A 25,957-nucleotide genomic window follows, 5' to 3' on the forward strand; every position below is an offset into this window, starting at 1 on the left:
GCCGTTACCGCAGCAACGGATATGTACTCGCTCAACTCCAACGACATGGTCGGCCCGAAGGCCGCCACGGGAGCAAGCGCCCGCGCCACAGATACCCATGCTCATCAGGGGCAAGCCTCCTCCCACATTTGGATCGGTGTGCATCAGCCAGCCCACCCCCAGAACTGCAACCACCAGCCATAGCCCACCAGCCCGTTGCTCAGCAGTAAGCACGACCACCCGAGGTAACGGCGCCGGGTTTCCAGCCCTTGGAGCTGTCGCCACCCCAACCACAAGCACCAGCCAATCGCCGCGCTCAGCATCAGTGCACGAGCCGGTTGCACCCACGCCAATGCCAACCCTTCATAGCGCAACAACTTCACCGTCGTCGCCGACAGCCCCAGGAACAGCCCTGCACCACCCAGGGGCGTGAGTGTCAGTGCCAGGGGCCGAAACAGTGCGCGGTCGCCGGCCACAGACGCGGCCAGGCGCAGCAGCAGCCAGCAGCCACCGCCGAGCAGCAGTGCGCTGCCAGCCAGGTACAGCAGGATGCACAGGCCATCGAGCCAGCTGAAGCTGTCGTTGAGTGGCGGGTAGTGGGTGAGCAGCCACCACGGCGCGTTGTCTTGCAACGGCCACAGCCAGTCGCGGCTCACCAGCCATTCGGCGAATGTCTGTTTCAGCGCGATAAACCACGGGCTCAAGGTCCATTGGAATGCGCCCATGGCCAATCCGATCACGCCAAACAGCAGCAGGCGCGCATCCCACGCCGAGCCGGGTTGACGCGGCGCCTGGAGAATCTCCTGGTTGCAGGAGCGGGCGATCAGTTGCACCGCGCCGCGTTGCCCGCTGCAACGGCCACAGGCGTGGCAGTCGCTGGCGCCCTGCAGGCGGCGGATGTCCAGGAGTGGCGCGCAGTTGGGCAGGGGCAGGCGCGGGGCGTCGTTGGCTTTCCAGCGCTGTTCATCCACGGCGAAATGCACCGGCGCCAGGCGAGCGAGCAGGGCGAACACGCCGCTGACCGGGCACAGGTAACGGCACCACACGCGCTTGCCGCGCACGAACAACAGGCCGACCAGCACCGCCGCCAACGTCGAGCCGCCCAGGATCAGCAATGCTGCCTGGGCATAGTCGTACACGCTGATCAACTGGCCGTAGAGCGTGGTGAGGCAAAAGCCCAGGGTCGGCCAGCCGCCCCAACGCAGCCAGCGCGGTATGCCCAGGCCACGCCCGTGCTGGCTGGCCCACTCGCTCAACGAACCCTCCGGGCACAGCACGCCGCACCACAGGCGCCCGAACAGCACCATCGACAGCAACACGAACGGCCACCAGATCCCCCAGAAGATAAATTGCGCCAGCAGCGTCAGGTTGTTCACCATGCGCGCCTGGCTATCCGGCAACGGCAGCGCGGCGGGCAGTACCAGCAGCACGGCATACGCCAGCACCACCGCCCATTGCATGGCACGGATCAGCCGGGCATGGCGGCGCATGCCATCGCCCAGTTGCTGCAGCCAGCTCATGCCGCGTGCCGGGCGCGACGCAAGCCGTTGCCCACCCACAGCCAGTAGCCGAGCAGTACCAACACGGTGATAAGGCTGGGGGCCGCGCGGTAGCCGGTAAAGTCGGCCAGCAGTGCGCCGAGGCCATGGCTGTCACTGAGCAGTGCGCTGCTGTCCCAGCGGCTGTCACCGAAGGCGGCGTAGACCCACTCGGGCATGTCCATGCCCAGCAGTTGCCCGCTGATGCGGTCCACGGCCGCGACCAGCAAGGCCCCGCCGAGCAGTAACAGCAGCGCCTCGCTGAGGGCGAAGAACAGTGACCAGGAGATAAAGCGCCGACTGCCGCGCAACAGCAGCACGGTGAGCCCCGCCAGTGCCAGGCCGAGCAGGCCGCCGACGGCGAACAGGCCTTGCGCCTCATCGTGCAGGCGCGCCCCGGCGCCATACAAGAACACCACGGTTTCACTGCCTTCGCGACTCACCGCCAGCAGCGCCAGTAACAACACGCCCCAGCCGCCCTGGCGCGCAAGGCGCGCGTCGGCCTCGCGTACCAGGCTGTGCTTGAGCGTGGCCGCGTTGCGGTGCATCCAGAACACCATCTGCACCATCAAGCCGCTGGCCAACAGGGTCAGCGCCGCTTGCAGCCACTCGCCCTGTGGGCCGGTCATGGCGTCGCCGGCCCAGAGCATCAAACCGGCCAGCCCGGCCGAACACAGCAACCCCAGCAACACCCCGGCCCAGAGGAAACGGGCCAGTTGCACATGGCCGGCCTGGCGGCTGATCCAGGCCTGCAGGATACCGATCACCAGCAGGGCCTCGACGCTTTCACGCCAGACAATAAACATCGATTGATTCATCAACGGCTCCTATTGGGCGAGGATGCTGCCTTCGGGCAATTGCGGGTTGAACTCGTCGAAAAACGGGTACGACCCCGGCTTGAGCGGGTGGATCACCACAAAGGTGGTCACCCCCGCAGACAACACCTTCTCGACCCGCAACGGCGTGCTTTCGAATTCGGCCGGGCCTTGGCCGATGTTCTTGAGCACGATCTTGAAACGCTCATCGGCCTTGACCACCAGTTGTGGCGGGTCGAAGTGACCGTCCTGCAGGCTCAACTCATAGGTGGGCAACGGCGCCGCCACTGCCGCGCCGCTTAGCAGCAGGCCGCCCAGCAAGAGGGCGCGGCGCATCAATAGCCGCCTTTTTTGCCGATGCCGGCGTAGACGAATTCGTAGTGCACTTCACAGCGTTCGAACCACGGGGCGACCCCGGTTTCCTTGTCGGTATGACGGCCCAGGGAGTGGTGGCCGGTGGGCGGCAATACGCTGAAGGTGAGGGTGTATTTGCCCGGGCCTTGCAGCTTGACGTTATCGCCGTAGTGCGGCCCGTCGTTGGCGACCATGGCGTGGAAGTCGCCGCTGATGGGGGTGTCGCTGCCTGTTTTCTTCAGGGTGAAAGACAGATTGAGGTAGGGCACGAAACTGCCTTCCTGAAACCCTTGGACGTTGTCCGCCGTGGCGCGTACGTCGGCTTCCAGGTGCACATCGGAATCGGCCGTGGCGCGCATCATGCCGGCGGGTGCCATCTCGATCGGTTGCAGGTACACCGCGCCGATTTCCAGGCCGGGACAGTGTTGCGGTTCGCCGATGGGGTACTCCTTGGCAACTGCCACGGAGGTGCTCAGCAGCAGGGCAAGGCACAGCAAAGAACGGGTACGCATGGAGGCTTCCTGAGGGGTGTGGAGAGAGAACCCGAGTCTAGGAAGGTCAGCAGTAAATAATAATGATTCTTGTCAAGTTCCGAGGATATTTCATCTTGGCCAGGCTTGATGCCGGTCAAGGTTGTACAGGCTGGATGGGGGTAGGTTGATGTAAGTGTTCGTCGCCAGGGAGTCGACTCATGGCCAAGCCTTTTCCGCTGCACCCCAAGCATCCCGAACGTATCTGTTGGGGCTGTGACCGCTACTGCGCGGCCGCCGACCTGGCGTGCGGCAATGGCGCCGACCGCACCATGCACCCGGCCGAGATGCTCGGAGATGACTGGTACGAGCATGGCGACTGGGGGCTAGGGCCCGAGCCGCCGGTGGCGGATGAACCGTCAGCTGCCTGAGCGGGGTTTTTCCTTGCCGTCTTTATTAGTGTCAGCCGGCCTGGCGGGTTTGCTCGGCGGTTTGGCGGTGTCCTTGGTTTTTTTGTCGCTGTCCGAGGGGCTGCTGGGGTAGGTCCCCGGTGGCAGGGCGGAACCGGCGGCGCTGTCGCCACTCAAGGCGTTGGCGGCAGGTTCCGGGTTATCGCCAAAGGCGGCGAGGGCGGGGCCGGTGAGCAGGGCTGACAGGCCGACGATAAGCACAATCCGTTGGGACGATCTGGTCTTCATGACGCTATCCCCTATCGTGTAGATGTATCAGGAGCCTGGATGAATTCCAGGCTCCGGTCCTGCCTCGATCAAGCCGCCATCGGCTTGCTCGATTGCGACTTTTTATGCGCCGCTTTCATGGCTACCATTTCAGCGCCCAACTCTTCAAGCAATGCCTTGCCCAGCAGCTTTTTGGCCTGGGGGAACATCTCGGTTTCCTCTTCTTCGATATGGTGCTCCAGCAATTCCTTGACCACTTTGACGCGGCCGGAAAACTCGGTGGTCGAAGGTTCGGTCTGCTTCAGGTCGGGCAGCACCAGGGCGTCAACGGTGCGGTGCTCTTCCTTGGCCTCGTGGTACATGATGTCCTGTTCCTTACCGCCGGCCTTTCTGAACGCTGGGTAGAGGATTTCTTCTTCCAGCCTGGTGTGCAGGCTGATTTCCGCTTCCAGCTTGGCCAGCAACTCCGTGCGTTTTTTAACCCCGCGTTCGGTGGATTCACTCAGTTGCGTCAACAGGGCTTTTACGCGTTCGTGGTCGGCTTTGAGCAGATCAATGGCATTCATCGGTGACACCTCACGGGAAACTCAGGGCGCGTCGATATGCACGCCTCGTCCCGTGCAGTGGTGCATCAGGCGTACCAACTTGAGGGATTTTAAATTGGCCTTTCAATTCAATTGGTTGAAGAGGATTGCAGAGAGTGCCTGTCGTGCAGGTTGCATGGTCGGCCTGGTACCACGTTGCATTCCACCACCCAGGAAAATTTAAATGAACCCTCGCGGCCGATGCTTGAACTAACGCATACGACCTAGGAGGTGAAGCATGGAAATTCAATATATCTGGATTGCGTTGGCGGTGATTCTGCTGCTGTTGGAATTGTGGGCGATCAATATCGTATTGCGCAGCACCAGTGGCTGGGAGACCAAGGGCTTATGGCTGGTGATCCTGATCTTCGTACCGCTGGTGGGCTTGATTGCATGGGCCATGTTCGGGCCCAAGCGGGAGATGCCGGAGCAGCGTAAAAGCTGAGTGGCAGGGGTAACGCAAAACAGGCGCCGAAAGGCGCCTGTTTGCGTTCAACGTTGGCGGTTCAACCAGCGACAGCCTGGGCAATCGCCTCGTTGAAAGCAGGCAGATCGTCCGGTGTACGCGAGGTGATCAAGGTCCAGCCATTTGCCTGGCATTGCTTGACTGCGGTATCGACCCACCCGGCCGCGCCGGCGTTTTCCAGGTCGATGCGCACGCTTTTGTACGAGGTCAGGGTCTTGCCCTTGATCACGCCGGCGTCGATCAGCGTCCATGGGCCGTGGCAGATCGCCGCGATGGTTTTACCGGCGTCGGCGAAGTCCTTGATCAGGCGCAGCGCCGCCGCGTCCTGGCGCAGGGTATCGGCATTGACGGTACCGCCAGGGATTACAAGGGCGTCAAAGTCGCTGCTGACCACGTCCGACAGCTGCACGTCGGATTCCACGGTTTTGTCCTTCTCGGTGTCGCCGACAAAGGTCTGGGTGGAGCCGCCTTTGCTGGACGCGTGGGTCACCGTGGCGCCATGGCCGCGCAGTGCTTCCAGGGGCTTGAGCAGTTCGTCGCGCTCAATGCCGGTGTTGGAGGTGATGACCAGAATCTTCTTGCCGTTAAGGTGTGAGCTCATGATCGAGTGTCTCCTGAGGGGGGATGATTGAAGAGGCGATATGGGAGAGTGGATCGAGTCCGGGCGGCAAAGGTTTAAATTAATTTGCGCTTTTTTCGTGGGCGGTTGGTGCGGGCAATTTCCTTGAACTATCGAAACTCACCGGCCTCTGCTGCATAAGTGCCCGGCGCTTTCGCGGGCCTTCAACTGCCAGGAGATTTCACTGTGACCGCCACCTCGATCAAGGACACCGAACGCCAGGCCGACGCCATCAACGAACGGGCGGATGATGCCGAGCGCAAGCTGGGGCACTGAGCATGGCCAAGGCTATTTCAGCGGCTGAACTGGGCATCGATCTCAAGCCTGGGGATGACGCCAGCCTGTTCAAGTGGCTTGTCGCCAGCTTCCTGATGGGCAAGCGCATCCAGGCACCGATTGCGGCCCAGGCCTACAAGGTGATCGTTGAAGAAGAGGGGCGCGATACGGCGCGCAAGCTGCAACATTGCACCTCCAAGGAATTGGTGGCGATGTTGGGGCGTGCCCACTACGTGCGGTACGACGAAAGCACCGCACAGCGCCTGCTGGACCTGAGTGCCAAGCTGAACGCCGAATACGCCGGCAAGATCAGCCATATCCGCAGTGCCAGCGAAAACCGCCAGGCGTTCGAACAGCGCCTGGGTGAATTTGACGGCGTGGGGCCCAAGACCATCGAGATTTTCATGCGCGATGCGGCCAAGGTGCTGTCGTGGTGAGCGGGCTTGTTGTGGCTAGTGAGCTTGTTGTGGTGAGCGGGCTTTTTTTGTAGTGAGCAGGCTTTTTGTGGTGAGCGGGCTTGCCCCGCGCTGGGCTGCGAAGCGGCCCTAAAACCAGTCACCGCGTTCAGGCAGGCAGGATAATGGCGGTGGCCTTATGAGGGGCCGCTACGCGCCCCAGCGCGGGGCAAGCCCGCTCACCACAGCAAGCCCGCTCACCACAAAAAGCCTGCTCACCACAACAAGCCCGCTCACCATAAAAAAAAGCTTGCCCACCACAATAAGCCTGCTGGCCACAACAGAGCCTGCCAGCCACGCCGCCATTTGATGCCCTGTACCTACTCGACCTCGACCCGCAACACCTCCAACCCTAACTGCTCATACGCCTCCACACTCGGCACATGCCACTCGGTGATCAGCGTGTGGATACGGTTGCACGGCGCCACCACAAACGGTTCCACCGCACCGAGTTTGTCGGCCATGGTCACCGCCACCACATGGGAGGCGCTGTCGAGCAGGGCCTGCTTGACCGCGACTTCATCAAAATGCAGCGAGCTGATGCCCACTTGCGGATGCAGTGCGCACACCCCGGTAAACAGCAGGTCGGCCTTGATGCTCTGGATCAGACGCACCGCCTCGTGACCGCTGGTGGACAAGGTGGCCGGGTTGAGTTGGCCACCGGCAAGTATCACCTTCACATCGCGATGCTCGGCCAGGGCGATGGCGATCATCGGTGATGGCGTGACCACCGTGAGGCGGATCGAGTGGGGTAATGATTGGGCGATCTGCAAGGTGGTGGAACCGGAATCGAACAGCACGATCTGGCCGTCTTGCACCTGGTCGGCGGCGAGTTGCGCGAGTTGACGCTTGGCTTCATTGGTCTCGCCGACACGGGTGAAGAAGTCCTTGCCGGTGTCCTTGGGCCGGGGCAGGGCGCCACCGTGCACGCGCTGCAACAGACCGGCGGCGGCGAGTTCGCCGAGGTCGCGGCGGATGGTGTCCTGGGATACGGCGAAGTGCTCCACCAGCTCCGAGGCCGTGACTTTGCCGTCGCGTTCCAGCAGTAACAGGATCTTTTGTTTGCGCAGGGAAGGCAGGTCGATGGCGTGATGGGTGTTGTGCATGTTTGTGCGCTTTTTTGCGGGTTTGTGCGAGATTAGTCTGCGATCGATATAAACGCAATGGCTGGTTGCCCACTTGTGGGGCGGTTACTCTCTGTGCTCAGTTCAGGGAGAGGTGACCTAGATGTCGTTGATGACAACCATCGAAGATTTACGCAAGCTGGCGCAAAAGCGGGTGCCACGGATGTTCTACGATTACGCCGATTCCGGGTCCTGGACTGAAAGCACCTACCGCGCCAATGAAAGCGATTTTGCCCGGATCAAATTCCGCCAGCGCGTGGCGCGCAATATCGATGAACGTTCGATCCGCGCCACCATGCTCGGCCAGGACATGGCCATGCCCGTTGCCTTGGCCCCCACCGGTCTGGCGGGCATGCAGCATGCCGATGGCGAAATTCTTACCGCCCGCGCCGCCGCCGCGTTTGGCCTGCGCTACACCTTGTCGACCATGAGTATCTGCTCGTTGGAGGACATCGCCGAACAGGTCGGCAAGCCGTTCTGGTTCCAGCTGTATGTGATGCGCGACCGTGGCTTTGTCGAGCAATTGATCGAACGTGCCAAGGCGGCCGGCGTGGACGCACTGGTGCTGACCCTGGACCTGCAGATCCTCGGGCAGCGTCACAAGGATTTGATCAACGGCTTGTCGGCACCGCCCAGGTTGACCTTGCCGAACCTCCTCAACATGGCCACCAGGCCGCGCTGGGTGATGGGCATGCTCGGTACCCGGCGGCGTGGCTTCGGTAATATCGTCGGGCATGTGAAGGGTGTGGCGGACATGCGGTCGCTGTCGTCGTGGACCGCCCAGCAATTCGACCCGCGCCTGAGCTGGGACGATGTGGAATGGATCAAGCAGTGCTGGGGCGGCAAGCTGATCATCAAGGGCATCCTCGATGTGGAAGACGCGCGCCTGGCCGCCAATTCCGGTGCCGATGCACTGGTGGTGAGCAACCACGGTGGCCGCCAGTTGGATGGTGCGCCGTCGAGCATCAGCCAGTTGCCGGCGATTGTCGACGCGGTGGGCGAACGCATTGAGGTGTGGCTCGATGGCGGCATTCGCTCCGGCCAGGACGTGCTCAAGGCGATGGCACTCGGCGCCAAGGGCACCATGATCGGTCGCCCGCATTTGTATGGGCTGGGCGCGATGGGCGAAGCAGGGGTGACCAAGGCACTCGAGATCATCGCCCGTGAATTGGACGTGTCGATGGCGCTGTGTGGCTATAACGATATACGCGATGTGAATCGCGAGATTCTGCTGCCGGGTACATTTCCAGAAACCGTTTAATCAGCAAAAAAATCGTAAAAAAATAAAAAGAGTTGTCCACGAAAACCGTGGGTATCTCTGTGGATAACTTTGCGAACGCCCGGCAGGGTTGGCGATTTAACCAAAGGTTAATATTTGATCAACTGCCGGCGAGGGCCAGTATGGGCAGGGTTTGCGCTTGACAGCCCAGCGCGAACCCAGTGCCGAAAAACGGATTTATGACTCGTTGTCACGGCCGGTTGTGTGGGTGACAACCTGGGCGGGCATCTTCGCTTGCATCAGGTTGTCGAGTGCCTGGCGATAGCTGCGACCGGCCAGGCTCATGCTGTTGTTGTGGCTGGCACCCGGCACCAACAAGAGGCGCTTGGGTTGCCGGGCCGCTTCAAATAGTTGCTCGCTGAAACGGGGCGGCACATAGCGATCATCCAGGCCATGCACCACCAGCAATGGCATATGGATATCGGCGATCTTGTCGATGGAGTCGAACTTCTGCGACAGCAACCAACGCACCGGCAGCGAGGTGTTGGCCACCGCCGTGGCCACATCGGCCAGGGAGGTGAAGGTGGACTCGATCACCAGCCCACGTACCGGCAGTGGCGTTTGCTTGCCCAGTTCGGCGGCCAGGTCGATGGCTACCGCGCCGCCGAGGGAGTGCCCGTAGATCAGGCGCTTGCCGGGGTCCGGTTGCAGCACCTGGAAGCGTTCCCAGGCGATGCGCGCGTCTTCGTAGACCGTGGTTTCCGAGGGCAGCTCGCCGTGGCTCTGGCCAAAACCGCGATAGTCGATGGCCAGCACCGAGTAACCCAGGGCGTGCAACTGCTCGATGCGAAACAGCTGCCCGGTGAGGTTCCAGCGTACGCCATGCAGGTAGAGGATCGCCGGTGCGTCCTTGTTGGCGGCCGGGTACCACCAGCCATGAATGTTCTGCCCCGATTTGAAACTGGCGGGCTTGAGTTCGAATTCCTGCACCGCCTTGGGCAAGCCGCTGTACCAACTGGCGGTGCCGGGCTCGATGCGAAACACCAGCTCGCGCTCCTTGTGTTGCAGCACCGCGCAGCCCACGGGCAGGCCGACGATCAACAGTGCCATGCACAGCAGGGGAAACCAGCGCAGGCTCAGGCGCGATAGAAAACGAGAGGGCATGGAGATTCCTGGACAAAGGTGAAGCTGGGGTTTTACCAGATGGCCTGCACAGGCAGGTATAAATTCGACGGCCGCGCAGGGGGATTGCTTGCAAAGTGTTACAGCATTTGACGCCATCGATGCCGGCGCGACATGCTCGTGCTCTTTTGAACAAAGGCCTGACCATGGACAACAGCCCCGTTCGCATCACCGCCGAAGAGACCCTCTCGGACAACTGGTACCTGCTGAAAAAATACAGCTTCGACCTGCGTCGCCGCGACGGCAGTTGGCAAGCCCAGACCCGCGAGGTGTATGACCGCGGCAATGGCGCGACCATCCTGTTGTACAACCGCGAGCAACGCACGGTGTTGCTGATTCGCCAGTTCCGCATGCCCACCTTCGTCAATGACTACCACGGCTATCTGATTGAAGCGGCGGCGGGGCTGCTGGACAACGCCAGCCCCGAAGAGCGCATTCGCCTGGAGGCCGAGGAAGAGACCGGCTACCGCGTCGGCCATGTAGAGAAGATCTATGCGGCGTTCATGAGCCCGGGGTCGGTCACTGAGCGGATTCACTTTTTTCTCGGCGAGTACCAGCCGGGGGACCGGGTCGGCCATGGCGGCGGCCTGGAAGAGGAGGGCGAGGACATCGAGGTGCTGGAGCTGGGTTTCGAGCAGGCACTGGCCATGGTGCAGAGCGGCGAGATCGCCGACGGCAAGACCATCATGCTGTTGCAGCACCTGGAGTTGCGCATGCTGAAAGAAGGCTGGTGAGCCCTTTCCAGCCATCCCCCTCAAACAGCACGTACATGCAATTTTCCTGACGCTGTCCTCGGCAAACTCCCCTCATCGCTGACATTTCAAGGCAGAGGGGCATCCCATGGACCCAGCACCACAGACAGGGCCCGACGAAGTCGTCACCCTGGTCGTCAAACACCTGATCAAGGCCGGCCGCGAAGCCGACTACGAAGCCTGGCTGCGCCGCACCGTACGCATCGCCGGCGAGCGTCCCGGCCACCTGGGTGTCGATGTGGTGCGCAGCAAACAGAACGGCCTGGCGCTGTTCACCTGCGTATTGCGCTACCGCTCCACCGATGACCTGGAAACCTGGCTCAATTCCCCCGAGCGCAACACCCTGATCGCCGAAGCCGCGCCGATGCTGGCCGACGGCGACAAGACCGAAATCGGTGCGCTCAACGAGTTCTGGTTCACGCCCCTGGCCGACAGCGCCGCCAAGCCGCCGCGCTGGAAACAGGCGGTGGTGACCCTGTGCGTGATCCTGCCGCTGACCCTGCTGGTGCCGATCGTGTGGGCCCCGATCCTCGGCCTGCACCCGTTTCTCTCCAACTACGTGGTCGCGACCTTCCTGGTCACCGTGACCATCGTCCTGCTGGTGGTCTACCTGCTGATGCCGGCCGCCACCCGCCTGTTCGCTCCCTGGCTAGAAGCCTCTGTAAAGGAAACCCTATGAACGCCGATCTGATTCTGTTCAATGGCCAGTTCCACACCGTGGACCGTGAAAACCCGCGGGCAACCGCCGTCGCCATCCGCGAGGGGCGCTTCGTTGCCGTCGGCACCGATGGCGAGGCCATGGCCCTGCGTGGCAGCGGCACCCAGGTCATCGACCTCAAGGGCCGCACCGTGATCCCCGGCCTCAATGACTCGCACCTGCACCTGATCCGTGGCGGGCTGAACTACAACCTCGAGCTGCGCTGGGAAGGCGTGCCGTCCCTGGCCGATGCCCTGCGCATGCTCAAGGAGCAGGCCGACCGAACCCCGACGCCGCAATGGGTGCGGGTGGTCGGTGGCTGGAACGAATTCCAGTTCGCCGAAAAACGCATGCCGACCCTGGAAGAACTCAACCAGGCCGCACCGGACACCCCGGTGTTCGTGCTGCACCTGTATGACCGTGCCTTGCTCAACCGCGCCGCCCTGCGCGTGGCCGGCTACACCAAGGACACGCCGAACCCGCCGGGTGGCGAGATCGTGCGCGACAGCCACGGCAACCCCACCGGCATGCTGGTGGCGCGACCCAACGCGATGATCCTCTACTCGACCCTGGCCAAAGGCCCGAAACTGCCGCTGGAATACCAGGTCAACTCCACCCGCCAGTTCATGCGTGAACTCAATCGTCTCGGCCTGACCAGCGCCATCGATGCCGGCGGTGGTTTCCAGAACTACCCCGATGACTACGCGGTGATCGAGCAACTGGCCAAGGATGAGCAACTGACGGTACGCATCGCCTACAACCTGTTCACCCAGAAGCCCAAGGAAGAACTCAGCGACTTCAAGAACTGGACCGGCAGCGTCACCCTGCACCAGGGCGATGACTACCTGCGCCACAACGGCGCCGGTGAAATGCTGGTGTTCTCGGCCGCCGACTTTGAAGACTTCCTCGAACCCCGTCCCGACCTGCCGCTGACCATGGAGCAGGAGCTGGAACCGGTGGTGCGCCATCTGGTGGAGCAGCGCTGGCCGTTCCGCCTGCATGCCACCTATGACGAGTCCATCTCGCGCATGCTTGATGTGTTCGAGAAGGTCAACCGTGACATCCCGTTCAATGGCTTGCCGTGGTTCTTCGACCATGCCGAAACCATCACGCCGAAGAATATCGAGCGGGTCCGCGCCCTCGGTGGCGGTATCGCGATCCAGGACCGCATGGCGTTCCAGGGCGAATATTTTGTCGAGCGCTACGGCGCCAAGGCCGCCGAAGCCACGCCACCGATCAAGCGCATGCTGGCCGAAGGCGTGCCGGTAGGGGCGGGCACCGATGCCACGCGAGTCTCGAGCTACAACCCGTGGACTTCGCTGTACTGGATGGTCAGCGGCCGCACCGTCGGTGGCCTGGAGCTGCACGCCGAAGGCCTGCCGCGCCTGACCGCGCTGGAGCTGTTCACCCATGGCAGCGCCTGGTTCTCGTCCGAGCAGGGCAAGAAAGGCCAGATCAAGGTCGGCCAACTGGCGGACGTGGCGGCGCTGTCGGCGGACTTTTTCAGTGTCGATGAAGAAGCCATCAAGTGGATCGAATCGGTGCTCACCGTGGTCGGCGGCAAGGTGGTCTACGGCGCCGGCGACTTTGAAGACTTCGCCCCGCCACGCGTACCGGTGCTGCCGGACTGGTCGCCGGTGGTCAAGGTGCCGGGGCACTGGCGCCCGAGTTCGCCTGTGCAGGCTCAAGTACACCAATGCAGCGGCCCGTGCGGCGTGCATTCCCACAGCCACGAAAAGGCGCGCCTTTCCAGCGTGCCGGTCAGCGACTTCCAGGGTTTCTGGGGGGCGTTTGGCTGCTCGTGCTTTGCGTTCTGATACCTAAACCCACAAAGGAGTTAACCCATGACTTACAAGCGCTTGAACAAAGATGACGCCGTGGTGCTGTTGGTGGATCACCAGACCGGCCTGATCTCCCTGGTGCAGGATTTCTCCCCCAACGAATTCAAGAACAACGTACTGGCCCTGGCCGATGTGGCGAAGTTCTTCAACCTGCCGACCATCCTGACCACCAGTTTTGAAGGCGGTCCCAACGGCCCACTGGTGCCGGAACTCAAGGCACTGTTCCCGGACGCGCCGTACATCGCCCGTCCTGGCCAGATCAACGCCTGGGACAACGAAGATTTCGTCAAGGCGGTCAAGGCTACCGGCCGCAAGCAGATCATCATTGCCGGTGTGGTGACGGACGTGTGCGTAGCGTTCCCGACCCTGTGCGCCCTCGACGAAGGCTTCGAGGTGTTCGTGGTCACCGACGCCTCCGGCACCTTCAACGAAACTGTGCAACAAGCCGCCTGGGCGCGTATGACCGCCGCCGGTGCGCAACTGGTGAACTGGTTCGCCGTGGCCTGCGAGCTGCAAGTGGACTGGCGCAACGACATGGAAGGCCTGGCCAACCTGCTGTCGCCGCGCATCCCCAACTACCGCAACCTGATGAACAGCTACTCGGCGTTTACGGCCAAGTAAGCTGTTTTCAAGGCTGTCGGTAATTCCCTGTGGGAGGGGGCTTGCTGTGGTGAACTACAGCAAGCCCCCTCCCACATTTGATTTGTGGTGTGGCGACCATCCAGTTATAAAACAGCCCATCGTCTACCGAGAAGCGACAATGAACCCCTTCGAAGACATGCGCCTGTTCTGCCAGGTCATGGAATCCGGCAGCTTCACCGCCGCCGCCGAACAATTGGGCCTGTCCAAGCAATTCGTCAGCCGCCGCCTGATCCAGCTGGAAGATCGCCTCGGCGTGCGCCTGCTCAATCGCTCCACGCGCCGCCTGGATGTCACGCCCCTGGGCCAGAGTTACTACGAGTCCGCCTTGCGCCTGCTCGGTGAGGTCGAGCAAGTGGAGCAGGGCATCGCCGGCCAGAACAGCGAACCGCGCGGCACCATTCGCCTGAGTGCGCCGTTGTCGTTCGCCATGGCGCACCTGGGTTGCCTGTTGCCGGTGTTCTTGCAGCGCCATCCCCAGGTGTCGGTGGAAGTTGACCTCAGCGACCGCCCGGTGGACCTCATCGGTGAAGGCTACGACCTGGTGCTGCGCATCGGCACCCTGGAAGATTCCACCCTCATCGCTCGGCGTATCGCCAGCATCGAGCGCGTGTATTGCGCCAGCCCCGAGTACCTGGCACTGCGCGGTACGCCGCTTAAACCCGAAGACCTCGCCGAACACGACTGCCTGCCCTACGGCCATGGCCGCCAGGTGCAATGGCGCTTCAAAGGCAAGCTGCAAGCGCTGAATGTCACCGGCCGTATGCGCGTGAATAACGGCGAGTTGCTGCGCGATACCGCCGTCGCCGGCCTGGGCGTCACCTACCTGCCGACCTTTATCGTCGGCGACGCCTTGAAGGACGGCCGGCTGGTCACGCTCCTCGATGATTTTGCCCCCGAAGCCCTGACCCTGTCGGCGGTGTACCCCCAGCACCGGCAAAGCTCACGGCCGGTGCAGGCGCTGGTGGAGTTTCTGCGCGAACGCCTGGCTAGCGGCTGTTGAACAGCTGGCGGATCAGGTTCGGGGTGCTGCCGGTCCAGCGCTTGAATGAGCGCCGGAAGTTCGCCGCATCGTTGAAGTTCAGGTACGCCGCCACTTCATCATTGCTGTAGCCCTTGACCTGGTACAGGTGCAACGCCACCTGCTTGCGCACTCGGTCCACCTGCTGTTGAAAGCCGGTGTCGTGCTTGTGCAACTTGCGCTTGAGGGTCGCCGGGCTCATGGCGAAGGCCTGCGCTGCCTGTTCCAGGCTGGGCGGCTGGCGCACCTGGTCGCGCAGGTACTCGTAGAGGCAGTCGAGAAAGCTGCCGGCAAAGCCCAGTTGCTCGATCTGCTCGCGGGCTTGGCGGCGTGCAACCTGGCCGGCCGTGGCCGAGGCGCCCGGCCAGGTGCGGGTGAGGTATTCGCGCGGGATCGTCATCATGTCCAGCGGGCGCTCGAAGCGCGTGTCCTCGCCCAGGTGCACCCAGTACTGCTCGATATAACGCGGTTCGGCATGGCTGAAACTGCACGCCCACGGCAGGCGCTCGCCGCTGAGCCATTGGCTCATGGCAACCAGCGAGGTCATGCTGGCTTCCAGCAGGAAACGCCAGTGCTCGCCGGCGCCGCAACTGTCCAGCCAGTACAGGTAGGCGTGGTGCTCATCCAGCTCCAGTTGCAGACTGGCCAGCGGGCTGAGCAGCACCTGTTGCTGGATCAGGATTTCCAGCGCCTGGTGCAGGTTCTGCGCATGGCCAAGGGCGTGGCTGGCGGCACCGTAATAGCCCGGTAGCAGGCGCTGGCCAAACAGGAAGCTGCTGTCGTCGGCGTCCAGTAACTTGCGGCTGTTGCCGATCAAGCCGAAAAACTGCTGCGGGCTCAGGTGCGCGGTGCCGGCCAGGATGTCCTCGTGAAACAGCCCGGTGCCGCGCAGCAGGCGATGGCTGTCGATGTCGCGGGACAAGGCCAGGTCGATCAGCGTGGCGGGTTGGTAATGCCCTGGAATGAAGCGGCTGTCGGCTTCATACCAGCTGGTTTTCACGGCCATCTCAGGCACTTTTCGCAAGGGGTTGCTTGGCCCTGGCCAAGGCCAGGTTCAGGCGCTTGAGCAAATCCTGGGGCGGTTCTTCAAGGGCCATGACCACGGCGGTGGTCGCCGCCAGTTGCAGGCGTTCGCCCTGTTGCCGGGTCTTGTGGGCCAGGCCGCGCACCGCTTGTTGCAACTCCAGCGCCAGCTCCTTGGCCTGGCGCTCGCCGGTATTGGGCAGCAGCACCACAAAACGGTCGCCGGCCAGGCGGCACACCAGGTCCTGGCGGCGCAGGTTGAGCAGCAGCAAATGGCTGAGGGCCTGCAACACCGCGTCGCCTTCGGCATGGCCGTAGGCCTGGTTGATGGCGGCGAAGTTGTCCAGGTCCAGGGCCAGCAGCGACAGCGGTTGTTGCTGGTCGCGGCTGTCCTGCAGGCTGTCGGCCAGCTGGCGCTTGAGGTAGTCGGCGCCGGCCAGCGGTGTGAGTTTGTCGAACAAACGATGCTCACGGAACAAGCGCTCGCGCTTTTCCATCTGTGCGCTGATCGCCAGTTGTTCGCGGTGCCAGTGGTAGATGCCGATGGTCAGCAGGATCATGCCCACCGGCATCGGCCCGGACTCGAGCCAATGGTCCCAGGTGATGCTGTCGGGCAGGCGGATAAATTCGTCGAGGCTGTCGATCCACCAGGAGAAAAAGATGCACGACAGGCCCAGCGCCAGGTAATTGGTGACGCGCCCGGCGGGGCGGCTCTTGAGCACCAGGCCCAGCCATACCAGGGCGAGCAGGGCGGAACCGCCTTCGCCGAAGATATCCAGCCACACCCATTCGCTGACGCTTTTCAACTCGCCGCAGGCCAGGTGCAGGATCAGCCCGAGGTTGGCCGCGATCAGCAGCAACGAGAGTTTCCAGCGGTGGGGCTTGAGCACGGAAAACATGGCCGCAGGTCCTTGGGCAAATGAGTGGTGGGCGCCAGCACAGCAGATGGATGTGACCGTTGGATGACGGTGGAGGAGGGTCGAATCAGCTCAGCTCAAACACACTGGCGATCAAAAAATGTGGGAGGAGCTTGCTGTGGTGAGCAGGCTAGCTGTGGTGAGCAGGCTTGCTGTGGTGAGCGGGCTTGCCCCGCGCTGGTCTGCGAAGCAGGCCCCCCGTATCCTCAGTGAACCCGTCGGGGGACAAGCCCCTTCACCACAGCAAGCCCCCTCCCACATTCGATCTACTGAGGTCATTTCAGCTCATTTCAAACCGGAAATCGGCTAAACCCCCCGGTTTATGGGCCTGCCACAGACCTACTGTCACAGAACCGTCATCCCCCACCCCTAGCGTGCCCTCCCAGTTGCCGGGCCCCTTGCCTGGCGCCAACGGATTCTTGGGGAGGATTGCATGTACAAGCGCACCGGGCTCGTCAGCTTTACGCTTACCGCCTTGGCCCTGGCGATGGCCAGTGAACGGTTGAGCGCCGCCGAAGCGAGCGCCACCGAGCACGTCGAGGTGGTCGGCCAGGCCGCCGCCATCGACCAGGCGCTCAAGGAGCAACGCAGCGCCGACAGCATCAAGAGCGTGGTGCATGCCGACGGCGTGGCCCAGTTGCCGGATCAGAACGTCGCCGAAGCGGCGCAGCGCCTGCCGGGCATCAGTGTCGAGCGCGACCAGGGCGAAGGGCGTTTTGTCAGCGTGCGCGGCCTGGGCCCGGACCTCAACAGCGTGACCATCAACGGCACCCTGGTGCCCGCCCCGGAAAGCGCGCGCCGCGCCGTGGCCCTCGATGTGCTGCCCTCGGAGCTGGTGCAGTCGCTGTCGGTGATCAAGACCCTAACCCCGGACATGGACGCCAACTCCCTCGGTGGCACCGTCGATGTGCAAAGCCTCTCGGCCTTCGACCATAAAGGTTTGTTCTACACCGGCAGCAGCGAAGCCAGCTACGACAAGAATACGCGCCAGACCAGCCCGAAATTCTCCGGCGCCGCCAGTAACCGTTTCAGCCTCGGCGACGGCATCGACAACTTCGGCGTCGCCGCAGCACTGAGCTGGCAAAAGCGCGACTTCGGCTCGGACAACGTCGAAACCGGCGGCGCCTGGGACTTCACCGACGGCGCCCGGCTCAACGAGTTCGAACAGCGCGACTACGACATCAGCCGCGAACGCGCCGGCGGTGGCCTGAACTTCGACTACAAGCCCGATGACCTCAGCAGCTACTACCTGCGCACCCTCTACAGCCGCTACACCGACACCGAAACCCGCAACTCCACCAGCATTGAATTTGCCGACCCCCAGGCCCCGGGCCAACTGGGCGATGCCGAGGGCAAGCGCAAGCTGAAAAACCGTGAGGAAACCCAGGAAATCCAATCCTATGTATTCGGCGGCGAACGCATGCTCGGCCTGTGGACCTTAAGCGGCCAGGCCGGCTACAGCCAATCCAGCGAAGACAGCCCGGCGCATATCGCCGGCGCCACCTTCGACGGCGGTGACTTTGCCAACAGCGGTTTCTACGACAAGGACAAACCCCGCCCGATCATCGGCAGCGGCTTCTACGACGCCAGCAACTTCAGCCTCGACAAGGTCGACTGGGAGAAACAGAACACCCAGGACACCGAGAAAAACCTGCGCCTGGATCTGGCCCGCGACTATGACCTGAGCGGCTATGCGTCCCAGGTCAAGTTCGGTGGCAAGGTCAGCCGCCGCAACAAGGACAACGACCTGGAAGCCTGGGTCTACGAAGACTTCGACACCCTCGGTTTCAGCGCCGATCAACTCAACCTCACCCGGTTCCAGAAGGGCAGCGTCGACTATCGCCTGGGCAACTACGGCCCCGGCATCAGCCCCAGCGCGATCAAGCAGCTGATCGGCAGCCTCAACCCGGCGGATTTCTATGACGAGACCGAATCGCGGGTCAACGACTTCACCATTCGCGAGGACATCAACGCCGGCTACCTGATGAACACCCTCGATATCGACGACTGGCGCTTTATCGCCGGCCTGCGCTACGAGGGCACCGAGTTCGAAGCCAAGGGCACCGGCGCCACCGATGGCGTGTTCACCCCCACCGAGACCAAGCGCCGCTATCACCATTGGTTGCCGGGGCTGCATGCGCGCTACCAGATCGACAAGAACACCCAGGTGCGCGCGGCCTGGACCAAGTCGGTGGTGCGCCCGACATTCGGCCAGCTGGCGCCGGGTTTTGTGATCGACGATGACGAAGCCACCTTCGGCAACCCGGACCTCAAGCCTCTGGAATCGAGCAACCTGGACCTGGGCATCGAGCATTTCATGGGCCGCGCCGGGACCGTATCGGCATTCGTGTTCTACAAGGACATCAAGAACTTCGTCTACAACACCGACCTCGCCGGCACCGGCGCCTGGACCAATTTCTCCGAGGCCCACACCTACGCCAACGGCGACAGCGCCAAGCTCTACGGCCTGGAACTGGCCTACTCACAGAAGTTCGACTGGCTGCCGGCGCCGTGGAACGGTTTGCTGATCGGCGCCAACAGCACCTTCAGCCGCTCCAGCGCCGATATCGAAGGCTTCGACGCCGCCAGCGGCACGAATCGCAAGCGCAACATCAGCCTGCCCAACCAGTCGGACACCGTCAGCAACCTGATGCTCGGCTGGGAGGACGACAAGCTCAGCCTGCGCCTGTCGGCCAACTACAAGTCGGCTTACCTGTATGAACTGGCCTCGATCAACGACAAGGCCCACGACCTGCACGTCGACGCGCAGACCTTCGTCGACTTCAGCGCGCGCTACTCGCTGACCAAGAACCTGCAAGTCAGCTTCGAAGCCCAGAACCTCACCGATGAGTCGTACTTCGTCTACACCGGCCACCGCAGCTACAACGGCCAGTACGAAGAGTACGGCCCCACCTACAAAGTGGGCCTGACCTTCACCCATTTTTGAATTCAACACATTTGATCTCCATTGTTTTTGAAGGATTTGCTTGTCCATGAGAATTTCCAAGCTGTACCTGCTGATTGCCCTGGTCACCAGCGGCCATGCGTTCGCCGCCGACCTGGCGCTGACCCCGTGGGCACCCAGCCTGAAGGCCGAAGCCGTGGGCTTCCTGCCCAACACCACCGAGCGCCTGGCCGCCAGCACCCGCGACGGCCTGCAACTGCTCGACAGCCAGGGCGCCGAGCTGGCGCGTTTCAAGGGTAACTTCAGCAGCCTCGACACCCGCGCCGCAGGGGCCCAGGTGCTGGTCGCCAGCCTCGACAACGAGCGCCAGCAGGCGTTGCTGATCAGCCTGGACAGCGCCGGCAAAAACTGGGGCAAACCGCTGTACCTGCCGACCCGCGACTACCCGGTAAATGGCCTGTGCCTGTACCGCGACGCCGCGGCCAACCTGTTTGTGTTCCTGGTGGGCGAAGAGGGCAAGGGCGAGCAATGGCTGGTGGGCAACGGCGCGACGCTGCTCACCGACCCCCAGCGTGTACGGGGTTTGCCGCTGCCGCCGTCGGCGCAGTTCTGCCAGGTGGACGATGCCACCCAGCAGTTGCTGGTGAATGAAGAGAATGTCGGTTGGTGGGCCTACCCGGCGCACCCGGAAGCCGAGGTGAAACGCACGCCGGTGGCGCTGTTCGACACTCCCAAGCGCGAAGCCGGGGCCATGGCGCTGGTACCCGGTGGCCTGGTTGCGCTGGACCCGAAGACCGCCCGGTTACACCTGTTCCAGCACACCGGCGAGCGCTGGGTGGAGCAATCGAGCCTGGGCCTGCCGGGCCTGAAAGAGCCGGAGCAATTGGCGCTCAATGGCCGCCAGTTGCTGGTGCGCGATGATGACAGCGGCACGCTCTACCAGGCCAGGCTCGACTGGCAGGCCAAGCCCGTCGCGGCGGCGCCGGTACTGCCGGAAGTCGCGGCCGTGCGCCAGAGCGACCCGGTCGGCCGCCAGGGCGACGCGGCGGATGACCCGGCGATCTGGATTCACCCCGAAACCCCGGCCAACAGCCGTGTGCTCGGCACCAACAAGAAACAGGGCCTGCTCGCCTACGACCTCGACGGCAAGCTGTTGCAGGAACTGGCGGTGGGCCGCCTGAATAACGTCGACGTACGCCCCAACTTCAAGCTTGGCGCGCAAACGGTGGACCTGGCGGTGGCGAGCAATCGCGATCACAACAGCCTGAGCCTGTTCAGTATCGACCGTCAGAGCGGCGAGCTGCGTGAGGCCGGTGAAGTGCCCACGCCGCTCAAGGAGATCTATGGCATCTGCCTGTTCCAGCCCGCCAGCGGCGAGATCTACGCGATTGCCAACGGCAAGGACGGCACCTTCCTGCAATACCGCCTCAGTGCGGCGGACGGCCGTGTGCACGGCGAGCTGGTGCGCCAGTTCAAGGTCGACAGCCAACCCGAAGGCTGTGTCGCCGACGACCAGCGCCAGCGCCTGTTTATCGGTGAGGAGGACGTCGGCGTGTGGGCGGTGGATGCGCGCGCCGATCAACCGGCGACGTTGACCAGCGTGATCAAGGTCGGCGCGCAATTGCATGCAGATGTCGAGGGCCTGGCGCTGTACCAGAGCGATAAACATGACTATCTGGTGATCTCCAGCCAGGGCAATGACAGCTACCTGGTGGTGGATGCCGAACCGCCGTTTGCCGTGCACGGCGGCTTCCGCGTCGGCTTGAACGCCGCCGCCGGTATCGACGGTGCGTCGGAAACCGATGGCCTGGAAGTCACCGCCATCAACCTCGGCGGGCCATGGAGCCAAGGCATGCTGGTGGTGCAGGACGGGCGCAAGCGCATGCCCGAGCAGACCCAGAACTTCAAGTTCGTGCCCTGGGCCGAGGTCACCCGCGCATTGAAATTGCCGTGAACCGTCATCAACCGGTCATCACTTTTTAATCGAATGGGAGATTCACCATGCACGCGACGATGGAACATATGACGATCTGGGGTTTGATCAGCGACGCCAGCCTGTTGGTCAAGGCTGTCATGCTCACCTTGCTGTTGGCGTCCTTGCTCAGCTGGTACCTGATTATCCAGCGCGGCAGTGTGCTGCGCCGCCTGGAGCGGCAGTTGAATACGTTTGTGCAGCGCTTTCGTGCCGCGCCGGATCTGCAGGCACTGTCCCGTGAGGTCCAGCAGGCGGGCGAGGGCGGCATTGCGCCGATCTTTATCGCCGGGGTCCAGGAATACCAGCACCTGCACAGCCATGACCCGGCGGTGCTCGAAGGCGTGGAGCGGGCCTTGCAGGTGGCAATCACCGAGCAGGAAATCGAATTGGAAAAGGGCCTGCAATTTCTCGCGACCGTGGGTTCGGTCAGCCCGTACATCGGCCTGTTCGGCACGGTGTGGGGCATCATGAATTCCTTTATCGGCTTGTCCCAGGTGCAACAGGCGACGTTGTCCACCGTAGCGCCGGGCATCGCCGAAGCCTTGATCGCCACGGCCATTGGCCTGTTTGCGGCGATCCCGGCGGTGATCGCCTATAACCGCTTCGCGGCGCGCGGCCAGACCCTGCTCACCCGTTACTACGCGTTTGGCAACGAGCTGCAGGTACGCCTGCACCGCACCCTGCGCGGTACGTCGATCAACCTGGCCGTCGCCGCCTGAAAGGAGCAACTCCCATGTTAGTCAGGCCGCAACGCAAGCACGGGCCCAAGGCCGAGATGAACGTGGTGCCGTATATCGACGTGATGCTGGTGCTGCTGGTGATCTTCATGGTCACCGCGCCGATGCTGACCCAGGGCGTGAAGATCGACCTGCCCAAAGTCGCCGCCGAGGCGTTGGCCACCGACACCCGCCAGCAGATCCTCACGCTGTCGGTAAAGGCCGACGGCGGCTACTACTGGAACCTCGGCGGCGAACTCGATACCCAGCACCAGACCGACAGCGCCGTGAGCCTGGATGAAATGGGCGCCAAGGTCATGCAGGTGGTGGCGGCGCGCAGCGACACCCAGGTCTATATCCGCGCCGACGACAACGCCGGTTACGGCCGTGTGGTCGCGGCCATGGCGGTGTTGCAGAAGGGTGGAGTCAGTAACCTGGGGCTGGTGACCGAGGCCCCGCAATGACGGCGATGATCATGCACAGTCCCACCCTGACGATGGCGCCCCGGGATGCTTCCGGGTTTTGGAGAAACAGCCTCGCCGCCAGCCTGGCGGTGGCCCTGCACGTCGGCGTGCTGGCCGCGTTGATGCTGGGCTGGTCGACGGAGAAGCCCGTGGTGGATGCCCCTCGGGTGATGCACACGCAGTTGGTCATGCTGCCACCGGCGCCAGCGCCCGAGCCTGAACCGGTGGTGGCTGCCCCCGCACCGCCGGAACCGGTGGTGATACCGGTGCCGGCAAAGCCCGTGGTCGATCCACAGGTCCAGGCGCAGAAACTCGAGAAAGCCGCCCTGGCGCGTAAACGCGTCGAAGACAAGAAAATCGAGCAGCAGCAGGAACGCCTGGCCAGCGAACAACGCAACCGCGAGCTGGAACAACAACGCCTCGATCAGCAACGCCTGGCCGCTGAAAAAGCCCGGGCTGCCACACCCGCGCCAGCCCCGGCACCCGCCTTCGACAGTCGCCAATACCAACCCCTGAGCAAGGAGGCACCGGACTATCCCGAGCGCGCCCTGGACAAGAACATCGAGGGCGACTGCACCTTGGAGTACAGCGTCAACACCCAAGGCCGCGTGGAAAATCCCAAGGTGCTGGACGGCTGCCACCCGTTGTTTATCCGGCCTTCACTGGCGGCGGCGAACACTTTCCGCTACCAGCCGAGGATCGTTGATGGCAAGGCCGTGGCCGTACCGGCGGTGCGCAATACCTTCCACTACCGCATCAAGTAATGCACTCAGAGGTCATAGCGCACCGACAGCAACAGCGTGCGCGGATCGTTGACCGAGTAATAACGGGCGCCGCTGGACGGCACATAGCCCACCGATTGCGGGTAAGCCCGGTCCAGCAGGTTTTTCACCGCCAGGGTAGTGGTCCAGTGGCCGTCGCCGCTGATGTAGCGAGTGTTGGCGTTCCAGAAGGTTTGCTGCGGCACTTCCTGGATGTCGTCGTTCAGCGCGTTGGCGTAGGACTTGGTCTGGAACTGCGCATCCGTGCCCGCCAGCCAGGTGCCCGGCAGGCCTGCCGGAATGGTGTAGTTCAGGCCGACACTGGCGTTCCAGCGCGGCGAGAACACCAGTTGCTTGCCATTGGCATCGACCCCGGCACCGCTGGCGTTCTGGAAGTCGTCGTACTGGCTCTCCAGGTAGCCGAGGTTGGCGCTCAGTTGCAGGTCGCGGCTCAGGGCGGTGAGGGTTTCCAGCTCGACACCGTAGGTGTGGGCCTGGCCGACGTTGGTGCGCAGACTCACCCCCAGCGCCGGGTCGTAGGCGTTGGTCTGCAGGTCTTTGTAGTCGTTGTAGAACAGCGCGACGTTGGCCCGCAGACGCTGGTCGAAGAAGTCGCCCTTGAAGCCGGTTTCCCAGGTGGTCACGTCTTCCGGCGAAAACGCCTGCTCGGCGGCGGCGCGGGTCGGCGCACGGTTGTCGTATCCGCCGGCCTTGAAGCCCTTGGCGACGTAGGCGTACTGGTTGAGGTGCGGCGTCCAGGCATATTCGAAGCCGATTTTCGGGCTGGTGGACTGCCAGGATTTGCTCGACTCGGCCGCGAAGTTGGTGCCGGTAATCTGCCGGTCGGTATTGATCGCGTAATTGGTGAACTCGAAGTTCTTGTGTTCGCGGGTAAAGCGCAGGCCGGCGATCAGCGATAGCTGCGGGGTGATCTTGTAGGTGCCCTGGCCATACAGCGCGTAGCTTTCGGTGTTGGTGGTGCTGTACTGGCCCTGGCCGATCACCCGGTTGCGTGCGATGGAGTAGGTGAGGTTGTCGCGGTCGGCATCGAAGCGTTCGCGGTACAGGTACAGGCCGGTGCTGAAGCTGAAGTCGTCATAGTCACCGTTGAGCTGGAATTCCTGGGTGGCGTAGTTTTGCTTGTAGAGGATCAGGTTGTTCTGGATCAGCGCGGCCTGGCCAGAGTTGTCGTAGTCCACCGGCTGGTTGAAGGACGACCAGGCAGTGACCGATTTGACATTCAAGTGATCGTTGATCGCATAGATCGCGCGCAACACCGAGCTGCCCTGGTCAAGGCGGTTTTTCGGGTCGAGGCTGCTGTAGCTCTTGAACTTGTCGAAACGGCCGTTGGCGTCGAACGGCGAGTAGCTGGTGGTGTCGCCACGGTCAAAGGTGCCGGCCAGGGTCAACTGCACATCCCAAGGTGAATCCTCGGGCTTGTAGCGCAGCTTGCCGCGGTAGGACTGGATATCGACGTTGTTCACATCCTTGCCCCGGGTCGGGTTGGACACCGTGCCGTCGCGGCTCAGGCGGATCGCCGAAAAGCTGCCGAACAACGCGTTGTCCACCAGCGGGCCGCTGATCAGGAAACGGCCGTTCTGCGCATTGTAATTACCCGCACCGAGCTCGACGAAACCACGGGTTTCCTGGTTGGGGTCGCGGGTGATCACGCGGATCGCCCCGGCGCTGCTGTTGCGCCCGTACAGGGTGCCCTGGGGGCCGCGCAGCACTTCGACGCGCTCGACGTCATTGAAGTCGAGCATCGAGGAAATCGCCCGGGGGATGTACAAGTCGTCGGCGTACACCGCCACGGCGGCTTCCTGGATCGGGTCGGTTTCACCGATGCCGCGAATGCCATAGGTCTGGGCGCTGTAGGAGATCGACTGGCGGCTGAGGGTCAGGTTCGGCACCTGGCCCGACAGGTCGCGCACGCTGCGGATCTGCTTGTCGTCGAGGCTCTTCTCGTCGAAGGCGGAAATCGCCAGCGGGGTTTTCTGCAGGTCTTCACTGCGGTGCTCGGCCGTGACATTGACCACCGGCAGCGCGGCGTCATCGGCGTGGGCGTACGCGCCGAACAGGGCGAGGGAGACAGCAAGGGTGAGGCGATTGGGCGCGGCGATGTGGCTCATGGTAGGTCCCTGAGAAAGTGGTGGTTCAGGCAAGGCCTCCACCTGGTCAGGGGTCGGTGCTGGACATAACAATATGGATAGGAAAGACGTTCGTAAAAGTCTGTTTTGTTATATGCTCATTATTAAAGATATGCAGTTAATTTTTATTTATGATGCGTATATCTGATGATATTTCTCGCCTGGCCGCATAACCAGATGTGGGGCTTGCCCCCGTGGCGGCCTTCGGGCCGACCATGTCGTTGGCTTTGACCGAGTACATATCCGTTGCTGCGGTAACGGCTGCCTATGGTTCCGCTCTTACAGCGGCTCACTTTTGGAGGGACCCAAAAGTAAGCAAAAGGTCCTCGCCCCAACACTCG

The 25,957-nt window shown here is 62.8% G+C and carries 26 protein-coding genes; 14 read left to right on the forward strand and 12 right to left on the reverse strand.

The annotated features are described in order from the left end of the window. Positions 1 to 143 precede the first annotated feature (143 nt). The 4 genes from AC07OP_RS31170 to AC07OP_RS31185 are packed head-to-tail and all read right to left on the reverse strand — an operon-like array spanning position 144 to position 3,198. The gene (locus tag AC07OP_RS31170) at positions 144 to 1,499 is read right to left on the reverse strand and encodes a 4Fe-4S binding protein (RefSeq protein WP_495103121.1); all 1,356 of its coding nucleotides are present in this window, start codon (positions 1,497 to 1,499) and stop codon (positions 144 to 146) included. Then, the gene (locus tag AC07OP_RS31175; protein WP_495103120.1) at positions 1,496 to 2,335 is read right to left on the reverse strand and encodes an FTR1 family iron permease; all 840 of its coding nucleotides are present in this window, start codon (positions 2,333 to 2,335) and stop codon (positions 1,496 to 1,498) included. Before AC07OP_RS31175 ends, AC07OP_RS31170 begins: the two co-directional genes overlap by 4 nt. A 9-nt stretch (positions 2,336 to 2,344) precedes the next feature. Further along, positions 2,345 to 2,668, reverse strand: coding sequence for a cupredoxin domain-containing protein (locus tag AC07OP_RS31180; RefSeq protein ID WP_098479247.1), 324 nt, complete (start codon positions 2,666 to 2,668; stop codon positions 2,345 to 2,347). Beyond that, on the reverse strand, positions 2,668 to 3,198 hold the full coding sequence (locus AC07OP_RS31185) for an iron transporter (protein WP_495103119.1): 531 nt from the start codon (positions 3,196 to 3,198) through the stop codon (positions 2,668 to 2,670). Before AC07OP_RS31185 ends, AC07OP_RS31180 begins: the two co-directional genes overlap by 1 nt. Positions 3,199 to 3,377: 179 nt before the next feature. Between AC07OP_RS31185 and AC07OP_RS31190 the strand changes: the two genes are divergently transcribed. After that, entirely contained in the window at positions 3,378 to 3,587 is a 210-nt protein-coding gene (locus AC07OP_RS31190) for a DUF3079 domain-containing protein (RefSeq protein WP_115488270.1), read from the forward strand. Here the strand turns inward: AC07OP_RS31190 and AC07OP_RS31195 are convergent. Further along, the gene (locus AC07OP_RS31195; protein WP_065941910.1) at positions 3,576 to 3,854 is read right to left on the reverse strand and encodes a hypothetical protein; all 279 of its coding nucleotides are present in this window, start codon (positions 3,852 to 3,854) and stop codon (positions 3,576 to 3,578) included. The two genes, AC07OP_RS31190 and AC07OP_RS31195, sit on opposite strands and share 12 nt — an antisense overlap. Positions 3,855 to 3,922: 68 nt before the next feature. Continuing rightward, positions 3,923 to 4,399, reverse strand: a complete 477-nt coding sequence (locus AC07OP_RS31200) for a PA2171 family ribosome-binding persister protein (RefSeq protein WP_495103118.1) — start codon at positions 4,397 to 4,399, stop codon at positions 3,923 to 3,925. Between the two features lie 256 nt (positions 4,400 to 4,655). On the opposite strand from AC07OP_RS31200, the gene AC07OP_RS31205 reads away from it, so the two are divergent. Further along, positions 4,656 to 4,862: a PLD nuclease N-terminal domain-containing protein gene (locus tag AC07OP_RS31205; protein WP_027607158.1), complete on the forward strand. Its 207-nt coding sequence runs from the start codon at positions 4,656 to 4,658 to the stop codon at positions 4,860 to 4,862. Between the two features lie 61 nt (positions 4,863 to 4,923). On the opposite strand, the gene AC07OP_RS31210 is transcribed toward AC07OP_RS31205, so the two are convergent. Next, complete coding sequence (locus AC07OP_RS31210; RefSeq protein WP_495103117.1) at positions 4,924 to 5,484, reverse strand: type 1 glutamine amidotransferase domain-containing protein; 561 nt, start codon at positions 5,482 to 5,484, stop codon at positions 4,924 to 4,926. Between the two features lie 296 nt (positions 5,485 to 5,780). Here AC07OP_RS31210 and AC07OP_RS31215 point away from each other — a divergent pair, with 296 nt between their 5' ends. Beyond that, a complete protein-coding gene (locus tag AC07OP_RS31215; RefSeq protein ID WP_027607156.1) occupies positions 5,781 to 6,215 on the forward strand; it encodes a hypothetical protein in 435 nt (144 codons plus the stop codon). Positions 6,216 to 6,553: 338 nt separating this feature from the next. Here the strand turns inward: AC07OP_RS31215 and AC07OP_RS31220 are convergent, their stop codons facing one another. Next, entirely contained in the window at positions 6,554 to 7,339 is a 786-nt protein-coding gene (locus AC07OP_RS31220) for a DeoR/GlpR family DNA-binding transcription regulator (RefSeq protein WP_495103116.1), read from the reverse strand. A 121-nt stretch (positions 7,340 to 7,460) separates the two neighbouring features. Between AC07OP_RS31220 and AC07OP_RS31225 the strand changes: the two genes are divergently transcribed. Continuing rightward, a complete protein-coding gene (locus AC07OP_RS31225; protein ID WP_495103115.1) occupies positions 7,461 to 8,618 on the forward strand; it encodes an alpha-hydroxy acid oxidase in 1,158 nt (385 codons plus the stop codon). Positions 8,619 to 8,813: 195 nt separating this feature from the next. Here the strand turns inward: AC07OP_RS31225 and AC07OP_RS31230 are convergent, their stop codons facing one another. Next, positions 8,814 to 9,740, reverse strand: coding sequence for an alpha/beta hydrolase (locus AC07OP_RS31230; protein WP_027607153.1), 927 nt, complete (start codon positions 9,738 to 9,740; stop codon positions 8,814 to 8,816). Positions 9,741 to 9,904: 164 nt separating this feature from the next. Between AC07OP_RS31230 and AC07OP_RS31235 the strand changes: the two genes are divergently transcribed. From AC07OP_RS31235 to AC07OP_RS31255, 5 genes are all read left to right on the forward strand, one after another. Then, positions 9,905 to 10,492, forward strand: a complete 588-nt coding sequence (locus AC07OP_RS31235; protein ID WP_027607152.1) for an NUDIX domain-containing protein — start codon at positions 9,905 to 9,907, stop codon at positions 10,490 to 10,492. Between the two features lie 106 nt (positions 10,493 to 10,598). After that, positions 10,599 to 11,189 (forward strand): antibiotic biosynthesis monooxygenase, encoded by a 591-nt coding sequence (locus AC07OP_RS31240; protein WP_408013470.1) that lies wholly within the window; start codon positions 10,599 to 10,601, stop codon positions 11,187 to 11,189. Further along, a complete protein-coding gene (locus tag AC07OP_RS31245) occupies positions 11,186 to 13,024 on the forward strand; it encodes an amidohydrolase (RefSeq protein ID WP_027607150.1) in 1,839 nt (612 codons plus the stop codon). The genes AC07OP_RS31240 and AC07OP_RS31245 overlap by 4 nt, the downstream gene beginning before the upstream one ends. Before the next feature lie 27 nt (positions 13,025 to 13,051). Beyond that, the gene (gene ycaC / locus AC07OP_RS31250; RefSeq protein WP_027607149.1) at positions 13,052 to 13,669 is read left to right on the forward strand and encodes an isochorismate family cysteine hydrolase YcaC; all 618 of its coding nucleotides are present in this window, start codon (positions 13,052 to 13,054) and stop codon (positions 13,667 to 13,669) included. A gap of 139 nt (positions 13,670 to 13,808) precedes the next feature. Continuing rightward, complete coding sequence (locus tag AC07OP_RS31255; protein WP_065927198.1) at positions 13,809 to 14,690, forward strand: LysR family transcriptional regulator; 882 nt, start codon at positions 13,809 to 13,811, stop codon at positions 14,688 to 14,690. Here AC07OP_RS31255 and AC07OP_RS31260 read toward each other — a convergent pair. Together AC07OP_RS31260 and AC07OP_RS31265 are read right to left on the reverse strand one after the other, a co-directional pair. Further along, positions 14,677 to 15,714, reverse strand: coding sequence for an AraC family transcriptional regulator (locus tag AC07OP_RS31260; protein ID WP_027607147.1), 1,038 nt, complete (start codon positions 15,712 to 15,714; stop codon positions 14,677 to 14,679). The two genes, AC07OP_RS31255 and AC07OP_RS31260, sit on opposite strands and share 14 nt — an antisense overlap. Position 15,715: 1 nt before the next feature. Beyond that, a complete protein-coding gene (locus tag AC07OP_RS31265; protein WP_495103114.1) occupies positions 15,716 to 16,630 on the reverse strand; it encodes a GGDEF domain-containing protein in 915 nt (304 codons plus the stop codon). A gap of 451 nt (positions 16,631 to 17,081) precedes the next feature. On the opposite strand from AC07OP_RS31265, the gene AC07OP_RS31270 reads away from it, so the two are divergent. The 5 genes from AC07OP_RS31270 to AC07OP_RS31290 are packed head-to-tail and all read left to right on the forward strand — an operon-like array spanning position 17,082 to position 23,472. Beyond that, positions 17,082 to 19,595 carry a TonB-dependent receptor gene (locus AC07OP_RS31270; protein WP_495103113.1) on the forward strand — a complete coding sequence of 838 codons (2,514 nt, stop codon included), beginning with the start codon at positions 17,082 to 17,084 and terminating at the stop codon, positions 19,593 to 19,595. A gap of 46 nt (positions 19,596 to 19,641) precedes the next feature. After that, the gene (locus AC07OP_RS31275; protein WP_495103112.1) at positions 19,642 to 21,507 is read left to right on the forward strand and encodes a phytase; all 1,866 of its coding nucleotides are present in this window, start codon (positions 19,642 to 19,644) and stop codon (positions 21,505 to 21,507) included. A 47-nt stretch (positions 21,508 to 21,554) separates the two neighbouring features. After that, the gene (gene tolQ / locus AC07OP_RS31280) at positions 21,555 to 22,247 is read left to right on the forward strand and encodes a protein TolQ (RefSeq protein WP_092357273.1); all 693 of its coding nucleotides are present in this window, start codon (positions 21,555 to 21,557) and stop codon (positions 22,245 to 22,247) included. 14 nt (positions 22,248 to 22,261) lie between these two features. Continuing rightward, the gene (gene tolR, locus AC07OP_RS31285) at positions 22,262 to 22,708 is read left to right on the forward strand and encodes a protein TolR (RefSeq protein ID WP_027607142.1); all 447 of its coding nucleotides are present in this window, start codon (positions 22,262 to 22,264) and stop codon (positions 22,706 to 22,708) included. Next, complete coding sequence (locus AC07OP_RS31290; protein WP_495103111.1) at positions 22,705 to 23,472, forward strand: energy transducer TonB; 768 nt, start codon at positions 22,705 to 22,707, stop codon at positions 23,470 to 23,472. The genes tolR and AC07OP_RS31290 overlap by 4 nt, the downstream gene beginning before the upstream one ends. A 5-nt stretch (positions 23,473 to 23,477) precedes the next feature. Here the strand turns inward: AC07OP_RS31290 and AC07OP_RS31295 are convergent, their stop codons facing one another. Beyond that, positions 23,478 to 25,598, reverse strand: coding sequence for a TonB-dependent receptor (locus AC07OP_RS31295; protein WP_053130326.1), 2,121 nt, complete (start codon positions 25,596 to 25,598; stop codon positions 23,478 to 23,480). Positions 25,599 to 25,957 lie beyond the last annotated feature (359 nt).

It is taken from the genome of Pseudomonas sp. GW821-FHT09D08 (genome assembly GCF_059416305.1).